Consider the following 9,294-nt stretch of genomic DNA (forward strand, 5'->3'; position numbering starts at 1 on the left):
CGGCTGCGACAGCTGCGGGCCGACGCCGCCGCGGCGGCACTGAGTCGCGTCGCCGGTTGCTGGCCGGCGCATCGCTTGTGCGCCGCACATGCGCGTCGCGATGGCGGCGACTATCCTATGCTGATGACCAGCCCATTCCAGTTCTCCCGCCGTGCGCAGGCGCTGACCAGTTCGGCGATCCGCGAAATCCTCAAGGTCACCGAACGGCCGGAAGTGATCTCCTTCGCTGGCGGCCTGCCGTCGCCGGATACCTTCCCAGTCGCGCGCATGCGCGAGGCCTGCGACAAGGTGCTGCGCGACGCGCCACAGGCGGCGCTGCAGTACGGCCCGACCGAAGGCTATCTGTTGCTGCGCGAATGGGTCGCGGCGCGGCTGAGCCGCGACGGTGCCCATATCCGTCCCAGCCAGGTGCTGATCACCACCGGTTCGCAGCAGGGCCTGGACCTGCTCGGCAAGGTGTTCATCGACGAAGGCAGCAAGGTGCTGGTGGAAACGCCCAGCTATCTTGGCGCGCTGCAGGCGTTCTCGCTGTTCCAGCCGGCGTTCGCGGCGATGCAGTCGGACGACGACGGCGTGGTGGTGGACGCGCTGGACGATGCGCAACTGGCCGGCGCGCGCTTCATGTACGTGCTGCCGAACTTCCAGAATCCGACCGGGCGACGCCTGCCGCTGCACCGGCGCCAGGCGCTGGTGGCGCGCGCGGCCGCAGCCGGTGTGCCGATCGTCGAGGACGATCCCTACGGCGAGCTGTGCTACAGCGGCGACACGCTGCCGAGCCTGCTGTCGATGAACCCGGACGGCGCCATCTACATGGGCTCGTTCTCCAAGGTGTTCGCTCCGGGCCTGCGCCTGGGCTACCTGGTCGCGCCGGAGGCAGTGCACGCCAAGCTGGTGCAGGCCAAGCAGGCGGCGGATCTGCACACGCCCTCGTTCAGCCAGCGCATCGTCTACGAGGCGGTGCAGGACGGTTTCCTGGATGCGCATATTCCCGGCATCCGTGCGCTGTACGCCAGCCGTTGCGAGCAGATGCTGGCGGCCCTGGCCAAGTACTTCCCGGCGCAGGTGCGCTGGAACCGCCCGGCCGGCGGCATGTTCATTTGGGTCGAACTGCCGGAGGGCATGGACGGCGGCGCGCTGCTGAGCAAGGCGATCGAGCGCAACGTGGCCTTCGTGCCGGGCGCGCCGTTCTTCGCGGTCGCGCCGCAGCGCAATACCCTGCGGCTGTCGTTCGTGACCGTGCCGGCCGAACGCATCGAGACCGGCGTGCGCATCCTCGGCGCGCTGTTGCAGGACGAGGTCGCCGCGCACCGGCGCGCGACGGCCTGAGTCCGGCGTCGCCTCCGTCGATGACGTCGTCCGGTTCCGCGGTCGCATCGTGGACCATCGATGCGGTCCTGGTCGGCCGCGCGCAGGCGTTCACCAGCCCAGGCAGCCGCAGCGCGATCGACAAGCGGCCCCAGGACGGACGCCTGCGCATCGGCCCGGAGGGGCTGGAGCTGGACGAGCAGGGCGACCGCCGTGTGCATGGCGGCCCCGACAAGGCCTTGCACCATTACCCGCGCGACCATTACCGGGCCTGGCGCGAGGAACTCGGCGCACATGCCTTGCTGGACGCGCCGGGCGCGTTCGGCGAGAACCTCAGCAGTAGCGGGGTGACCGAAGCCGACCTGTGCCTGGGCGATCGCCTGCGCCTGGGCACGTCCCTGGTCGAGGTGTCGCAGTCGCGGCAGCCGTGCTGGAAGCTGTCCGACCGCTTCGGCGTGGCCGCGCTGGCGCGGCGCGTGCAGGACAGCGGCCGTACCGGCTGGTACTACCGCGTGCTGCAGCCCGGCGAGGTCGCCGCCGGCGACAGTCTGGTGCTGCTGGAGCGTCCGTATCCGCAGTGGTCGCTGGCACGCCTGGTCGGGTTGCTGTACCGCCGCGAGATCGACCCGGCGCAATTGCAGGAGGTGCTGGCGCTGCCGCTGGTGCCGAACTGGCGCACCCTGTTCGAGCGGCGCCTGGCGCAGCGTGCGGTGGAGGATTGGGACAAGCGCCTGTTGGGGCAGGCGGCGGCCGAGTAGGGCGGTTGATCGATCCGGCGAGCGTGCTCCCCCCTTGGCGGGAGCGGTGGCGTCGACAGGTGCATGCCCGATTGGGTGGGTGCAATGCGTCGGGGCTGAAGCCGCTCCCACAGGGGGGGGGCGATCGGCTGCGATGTCTCTTGGCAGGTGCCAGGTGCCAGGTGCCTCGCCTGGCGGCTTTTTTGTCGCTTCCAGTGCCGCCACGCCCTTGTGGGAGGGGCTTCAGCGCCGACGAGGGAAGCATCGCCACGTCCGAGGTGGCGCGTGGGACGTTTGCGTCTCGGGCGCGCGCGCCCTCTGTCGTACCCGCGCGCAAACCGCTAGCCTTGTGCCGATGACGACTTCTCCGCTGCGTGTGTTGATCCATGGTGCGTCCGGCCGGATGGGCCAGGCGTTGTTGCGGCTGGCCGCGCAGGACCCGGCGCTGCAAGTGGTGGCCGCGGTGGTGCGGCGCGCGCCGGCGCAGCGGGTGATCGACGGCGTGCCGTACTTCGCCGCGGCCGAACTGGGCGGCGTGCCGGCCTTCGACGTGGCGATCGATTTCAGCCTGCCGCAGGGATTCGACCCGGTGCTGGCCCTGTGCACCGCGCGCGGTGCGGCGCTGGTGTCCGGCACCACCGGACTGGAGGACGCGCAGCGGCAGGCGCTGGCCGCTGCCGCCGAACGCATTCCGCTGATCTGGGCCTCGAACTTCAGCCTGGGGGTGGCGGTGCTGCACGATCTGGTCGAGCGCGCCGCCGCGGCGCTGCCGGGCTGGGATTGCGACATCGTCGAATCCCACCACGTGCACAAGCAGGACGCGCCCTCCGGCACCGCACTGACCCTCGGCGACGCGGCCGCGCACGGCGGCGCGACCCCGCGCTACGCCAGCCTGCGCGCCGGCGACATCGTCGGTGAACATCTGGTGCAGTTCGCCGGACTCGGCGAGCGGGTCGAACTGGTGCACCGCGCCAGCAACCGCGACATCTTCGCCCGCGGCGCGCTGCACGCGGCCGCGCGCCTGCCGGGGCGTGCGCCCGGGGCCTACCGGCTGCGCGACCTGCTCGGCTGAACGCGGTTTTCACATAAACGGCTGGCGCGGACCGCCCCGCGCCGGTACAATTCTCGCTCGCCTGTTACCCATCGCCACGGACCCGGAGAAGCGCCGAGTTCGCGGTTTCTTGCAGCCTGCAAGTTGGTGGGGCAGGGTTCCTCTCTCCCCAAGGCGAACCCCGTGACTCAACCCGCAATCCTTGTCCTTGAAGACGGCACCGTGTTCGAGGGCGAATCCGTAGGCGCTGCCGGCCTGTCCGTCGGCGAAGTGGTGTTCAACACCGCCATGACCGGCTACCAGGAGATCCTCACCGATCCCTCGTACGCCCGCCAACTGGTCACGCTGACGTATCCGCATATCGGCAACACCGGCTGCACCGACCAGGACGACGAGGCCGCCCAGGTCTGGTCGGCCGGCCTGATCGTGCGCGACGTGCCGCGCCGCCCCAGCAACTGGCGCAACCAGGTGGCGCTGCCGGACTGGCTGATCCAGCGCGGCGTGGTCGCCATCGCCGGCATCGACACCCGCAAGCTGACCCGCATCCTGCGCGAGAAGGGCTCGCAGAACGGCGCGTTGATGGCCGGCGAGGTCGACGTGGACACCGCGCTGGACGCGGCGCGCAAGTTCCCGGGGCTGAAGGGCATGGATCTGGCCAAGGTGGTCTCCACCGACAAGTCCTATCCCTGGCGCGACGGCCAGCTCGACCTGGACAGCAACGCCTTCGTCACGGCTGAGCCCAAGTTCAAGGTCGTCGCCTACGACTACGGGGTCAAGCACAACATCCTGCGCATGCTCGCCGAGCGCGGCTGCGAGGTGACCGTGGTGCCGGCGCAGACGCCGGTCGCCGAGGTGCTGGCGATGAACCCGCACGGCGTGTTCCTGTCCAACGGCCCCGGCGACCCGGCGCCGTGCGACTACGCGATCGCCGCGATCAAGGAACTGCTGGCGCGCAAGATCCCGACCTTCGGCATCTGCCTGGGCCACCAACTGCTGGCGCTGGCCGCCGGCGCGCAGACCCTGAAGATGGGCCACGGCCACCACGGCGCCAACCATCCGGTGCAGGACCTGGACAGCGGCCGGGTGATGATCACCTCGCAGAACCACGGCTTCGCGGTGGACGAGGCGACCTTGCCGGCCAACGTGCGCGTCACCCATCGCTCGCTGTTCGACGGCAGCAACCAGGGCATCGCGCTCACCGACGCGCCGGCCTTCAGCTTCCAGGGCCATCCGGAAGCTTCGCCGGGTCCGCGCGACGTGGCGCCGCTGTTCGATCGCTTCACCGCGCTGATGGCGGCCGCCGCCTGATGGCCGCAGCGCCGGCCATGCCGTCGCCGACCCGCCGCTGGCGGTGGCCGGCCACGGCGTTGCTGGTGCTCGCCGCGTATCCGGCCTTCGTGCTGGGCGCGGTGTATCCGCAGTGGCTCAGCGCCGGCTTGCCGGGCGGACGCGACGGCCCGGCCGATGCGTACCGCCACAGCCTGGCCAGCGCCGTGGTCGCCTACACCCTGTCGCCGCGCTGCGTGGACTGGGTCACGGCGGTCAGGGAGCGCGACGGCCACGGCAACGCCAGCCGGGCGATGGACGCCCACAACAACCGGATCGGCGCGCGCATCGGCGCCACCGCCAGCAGTTGGGCCGCGATGCAGCGCGAGGTTCGCGCCGCGGTCGACCATGGCGCGATCGATGCGCGTTCGCCCGATCAGATCACCTGGCGCGCCCCTGCGGCGTGGCAGGACCGCCTCTACTGAGAATCCCCCATGCCCAAGCGCACCGACCTCCAAACCATCCTCATCATCGGCGCCGGCCCGATCGTCATCGGCCAGGCCTGCGAGTTCGACTACTCCGGCGCGCAGGCGTGCAAGGCGCTGCGCGACGAGGGCTACCGCGTGGTGCTGGTCAACAGCAACCCGGCCACGATCATGACCGACCCGAACATGGCAGACGCCGTGTACATCGAGCCGATCAACTGGCAGACGGTCGAGAAGATCATCGCCAAGGAAAAGCCCGACGCGCTGCTGCCGACGATGGGTGGACAGACCGCGCTGAACTGCGCGCTGGACCTGGCCGACCACGGCGTGCTGGAGAAGTACGGCGTCGAGCTGATCGGCGCCAAGCGCGAGGCCATCCGCATGGCCGAGGACCGCGAGCTGTTCCGCGTGGCGATGGGCGAGATCGGCCTGGAGTGCCCGAAGGCGGCAGTGGCGCACACCCTGGAAGAGGCGCTGGAGATCCAGGCCACGGTCGGCTACCCGACCATCATCCGCCCCAGCTTCACCCTCGGCGGCAGCGGCGGCGGCATCGCCTACAACCGCGAAGAGCTGATCGAGATCGTCGGCCGCGGCCTGGAACTGTCGCCGACCAGCGAAGTGCTGGTTGAAGAGTCGGTGCTGGGCTGGAAGGAGTTCGAGATGGAAGTGGTCCGCGACACCGCGGACAACTGCATCATCGTCTGCTCGATCGAGAACCTGGACCCGATGGGCGTGCACACCGGCGACTCGATCACCGTGGCCCCGGCGCAGACCCTGACCGACAAGGAATACCAGCGCCTGCGCGACGCGTCGATCGCGGTGCTGCGCAAGATCGGCGTGGACACCGGCGGTTCCAACGTGCAGTTCGGCATCAACGCGCAGACCGGCCGCGTGGTGGTGATCGAGATGAACCCGCGCGTGTCGCGCTCCTCGGCGCTGGCCTCCAAGGCCACCGGCTTCCCGATCGCCAAGGTCGCGGCCAAGCTGGCGGTGGGCTACACCCTGGACGAACTGAAGAACGAGATCACCGGCGGGCTGACCCCGGCCTCGTTCGAGCCGTCGATCGACTACGTGGTCACCAAGATTCCGCGCTTCGCCTTCGAGAAGTTCCCGCAGGCCGACGCGCGCCTGACCACGCAGATGAAGTCGGTGGGCGAGGTGATGGCGATGGGCCGCACCTTCTCCGAATCGCTGCAGAAGGCGCTGCGCGGCCTGGAGACCGGCAAGATCGGGCTGGACCCGACCGGGCTGGACCTGAGCAGCGAAGACGACTTGGCCACGCTCAAGCGTGAGCTGAAGGCGCCCGGTCCGGAGCGCTTGTTCTATGTCGCCGACGCCTTCCGCGCCGGCATGAGCGTGGAGCAGGTGCACGCGCTGTCGTTCATCGATCCCTGGTTCCTGGACCAGATGGAAGACCTGATCGCGCAGGAAGCGCAGCTGGCCGCCGACGGCCTCGGCGCGCTGGACGCCAAGCGCCTGCGCACGCTCAAGCGCGCCGGCTTCTCCGATGCGCGTCTGGCCGAGCTGTGCGGCACCAACGAGGCCGCGGTGCGCGCGCTGCGTCGCGCGCACAAGGTGCGCCCGGTGTACAAGCGCGTTGACTCGTGCGCGGCGGAGTTCGCCACCAGCACCGCCTACCTGTACTCGACCTACGAGGACGAGTGCGAGGCCGCGCCGAGCGACCGCGACAAGATCATGATCCTCGGCGGCGGCCCCAACCGCATCGGCCAGGGCATCGAGTTCGACTACTGCTGCGTCCACGCGGCGCTGGCGCTGCGCGAGGACGGCTACGAGACCATCATGGTCAACTGCAATCCGGAGACCGTGTCCACCGACTACGACACCTCCGATCGCCTGTACTTCGAGCCGCTGACTCTGGAAGACGTGCTGGAGATCGTCGAGCTGGAGCAGCCCAAGGGCGTGATCGTGCAGTACGGCGGGCAGACCCCGCTGAAGCTGGCGCGCGCGCTGGAAGCCAACGGCGTGCCGGTGATCGGCACCTCGCCGGACTCGATCGACCTGGCCGAGGACCGCGAGCGCTTCCAGCAGCTGGTCGACAAGCTGGGCCTGAAGCAGCCGCCGAACCGTATCGCCCGCAACGCCGACGAGGCGCTGGTGCTGGCGCGCGAGATCGGCTATCCGCTGGTGGTGCGCCCGAGCTACGTGCTCGGCGGCCGCGCCATGGAAATCGTCTACGGCGAATCCGACCTGGCGCGCTACGTGCGCGACGCGGTCAAGGTCTCCAACGATTCGCCGGTGCTGCTGGACCGCTTCCTCGACAACGCGGTGGAAGTGGACGTGGACATCATCGCCGACCATAGCGGCCAGGTGCTGATCGGCGGCGTGATGGAGCACATCGAGGAAGCCGGCGTGCATTCGGGCGATTCGTCCTGCTCGCTGCCGCCGTACTCGCTGTCGCCGGCTACCCAGACCGAGCTGCGCCGCCAGGTGGTCGAACTGGCCAAGGCGCTGAACGTTGTCGGGCTGATGAACACCCAGTTCGCGGTGCAGGTCAACGATGCCGGCGACGACATCGTCTACCTGCTGGAAGTGAATCCGCGCGCCTCGCGTACCGTGCCGTTCGTGTCCAAGGCGATCGGCGTGCCGCTGGCCAAGATCGCCGCGCGCTGCATGGCCGGCAAGACCCTGGCCGAGCAGGGCGCGCTGAAGGAGATCGTGCCCGACTATTACTCGGTGAAGGAGGCGATCTTCCCGTTCGCCAAGTTCCAGGGCGTCGATCCGATCCTCGGCCCGGAGATGCGCTCCACCGGCGAGGTGATGGGCGTGGGGCGCAGCTTCGGCGCAGCGTTCGCGCGTGCGCAGGAAGCCGGCGGCATCAAGGCGCCGCCGCTGGGCAAGGCCTTCGTGTCGGTGCGCGATCCGGACAAGCAGCGCGTGCTGCCGGTGGCGCAGGCGCTGGTCGAACGCGGCTACACCCTGGTCGCCACCCGCGGCACCTGCGCCTGGTTGCAGCAGCACGGCCTGCAGTGCGAGCAGGTGAACAAGGTCGCCGAGGGTCGCCCGCACATCGTCGATCTGATCAAGAACGGCGAAATCGTGTATATCGTCAACACCACCGAGGGCCGGGCGGCGATCTCCGACTCGTTCTCGATCCGTCGCGAAGCCCTGCAGCATCGCGTCACTTATTCGACCACGGTCGCCGGCGCGCGTGCGCTGGTGCATTCACTGGAATTCCGCGGCACCGGTCCGGTCTGGGCGCTGCAGGAACTGCACAAGGAGCTGGAAGCGTGAGAGCCCCGATCACCATGCAAGGCGCGCAGCGGTTGCGCGAGGAACTGGATCACCTGAAGTCGGTCAAGCGTCCCGAGGTCATCACCGCGATCGCCGAGGCGCGCGCGCATGGCGACCTCAAGGAGAACGCCGAGTACCACGCCGCGCGCGAGCAGCAGGGCTTCATCGAAGGCCGCATCAAGCAGCTGGAAAGCGAGCTGTCGCACGCCGAGGTCATCGACGTCAGCAAGCTGGCGGTCGGCAGCAAGGTGGTGTTCGGTGCCACTGTGACCCTGGCCGATGTGGAGACCGACGAAGAGAAGCGCTACCAGCTGGTCGGCGACCTCGAAGCGGACATCAAGCTGGGCCTGATCGCGATTTCCTCGCCGCTGGCGCGTGCGCTGATCGGCAAGATGGAAGGCGACAGCGTCAGCATCGATGCCCCGGCCGGACGCCGCGAGTACGAGATCGTCAGCGTCGCCTACGTCGGCTGATCCGATGGCGGTTGCCACCTTGCTGTTGCCGGAGCGGGTCCGCCTGGCCGGCGCCGTGCTGGCTGGCGAGGTGGCGCGCGCGTTCGGCCGCGCCGACCGCACGCAGGCCGCGCCCGGCGGCGAGGCGCAGTTGCGCCGCCATTTCGTGCTGGCGGAAGCATCGCTGCCAGCCGCGGCGCTGACCCGCCAACTGGATGCCGGCGATGCCGGCGACGGCCTGTGGCTGCGCGCCGATCCCGCCTATGTGGTGCCGGACATGCAGGGCGCACGGCTGATGGCGCATGGCGACATGCTGCCGCTCGACGCGGTGGACCTGGACGCGTTATTGCCGGCGGTGCAGGGCGTGTTCGCCGAGAGCGGGCTGACCCTGGATGCGCCCGATCCGACCCGCTGGTACCTGCGCCTGCCGGCCGACAGCGTGCTGCCGGTGTTCGCGGCACCGGCGCAGGTGCTCGGGGCGGACCTGTTCGATCATCTGCCGCAGGGCGAGGACGCGCGCCGCTGGCGTGCCCTGCTGACCGAAGTGCAGATCGTGCTGCACCAGCATCCCTGGAACCGCGAACGCGTCGCCCGCGGCCAGCCGGCGATCAACTCGCTGTGGTTCTGGGGCGGCGGCCGCCTGCCGGCGACCGTCGGCACTGCGCATGCGCAGGTGCGCAGCCGCGATCCGCTGTTGCGCGCGCTGGCCCAGGCCGCCGGCGTCGCCGATGCGCAGGCGCCGCGGG

The 9,294-nt window shown here is 69.8% G+C and carries 8 protein-coding genes; all 8 read left to right on the forward strand.

Features of this window, described 5'->3' with window-relative positions; translation table 11 throughout:
• The first annotated feature begins 117 nt into the window (after positions 1-117).
• On the forward strand, positions 118-1,326 hold the full coding sequence (locus tag D183_RS0113415) for an aminotransferase-like domain-containing protein (RefSeq protein ID WP_026144456.1): 1,209 nt from the start codon (positions 118-120) through the stop codon (positions 1,324-1,326).
• Between the two features lie 20 nt (positions 1,327-1,346).
• On the forward strand, positions 1,347-2,063 hold the full coding sequence (locus tag D183_RS0113420; protein WP_017909451.1) for an MOSC domain-containing protein: 717 nt from the start codon (positions 1,347-1,349) through the stop codon (positions 2,061-2,063).
• A gap of 334 nt (positions 2,064-2,397) precedes the next feature.
• Entirely contained in the window at positions 2,398-3,114 is a 717-nt protein-coding gene (gene dapB, locus D183_RS0113425) for a 4-hydroxy-tetrahydrodipicolinate reductase (RefSeq protein ID WP_081613344.1), read from the forward strand.
• A 162-nt stretch (positions 3,115-3,276) separates the two neighbouring features.
• Positions 3,277-4,401: a glutamine-hydrolyzing carbamoyl-phosphate synthase small subunit gene (carA, locus tag D183_RS0113430; protein ID WP_026144457.1), complete on the forward strand. Its 1,125-nt coding sequence runs from the start codon at positions 3,277-3,279 to the stop codon at positions 4,399-4,401.
• Positions 4,401-4,844, forward strand: a complete 444-nt coding sequence (locus tag D183_RS0113435; protein ID WP_017909454.1) for a DUF6973 domain-containing protein — start codon at positions 4,401-4,403, stop codon at positions 4,842-4,844. The genes carA and D183_RS0113435 overlap by 1 nt, the downstream gene beginning before the upstream one ends.
• A gap of 9 nt (positions 4,845-4,853) precedes the next feature.
• Complete coding sequence (carB, locus tag D183_RS0113440; protein WP_017909455.1) at positions 4,854-8,096, forward strand: carbamoyl-phosphate synthase large subunit; 3,243 nt, start codon at positions 4,854-4,856, stop codon at positions 8,094-8,096.
• An 8-nt stretch (positions 8,097-8,104) separates the two neighbouring features.
• Positions 8,105-8,569 carry a transcription elongation factor GreA gene (gene greA, locus D183_RS0113445; RefSeq protein ID WP_026143501.1) on the forward strand — a complete coding sequence of 155 codons (465 nt, stop codon included), beginning with the start codon at positions 8,105-8,107 and terminating at the stop codon, positions 8,567-8,569.
• A gap of 4 nt (positions 8,570-8,573) precedes the next feature.
• Positions 8,574-9,294, forward strand: a 721-nt coding sequence (locus D183_RS0113450; protein ID WP_017909457.1) for a hypothetical protein, incomplete at its 3' end; no start/stop codon positions are given.

Source organism: Xanthomonas sp. SHU 199, assembly GCF_000364665.1.
GTDB classification, from domain to species: domain Bacteria; phylum Pseudomonadota; class Gammaproteobacteria; order Xanthomonadales; family Xanthomonadaceae; genus Xanthomonas_A; species Xanthomonas_A sontii.

Excerpts from the sequence above, each read along its gene's own strand:
- D183_RS0113415 (WP_026144456.1), top strand. The coding sequence starts at position 118 with ATGCTGATGACCAGCCCATTCCAGTTCTCCCGCCGTGCGCAGGCGCTG.
- D183_RS0113420 (WP_017909451.1), top strand. The coding sequence starts at position 1,347 with ATGACGTCGTCCGGTTCCGCGGTCGCATCGTGGACCATCGATGCGGTC.
- dapB (WP_081613344.1), top strand. The coding sequence starts at position 2,398 with ATGACGACTTCTCCGCTGCGTGTGTTGATCCATGGTGCGTCCGGCCGG.
- D183_RS0113435 (WP_017909454.1), top strand. The coding sequence starts at position 4,401 with ATGGCCGCAGCGCCGGCCATGCCGTCGCCGACCCGCCGCTGGCGGTGG.
- carB (WP_017909455.1), top strand. The coding sequence starts at position 4,854 with ATGCCCAAGCGCACCGACCTCCAAACCATCCTCATCATCGGCGCCGGC.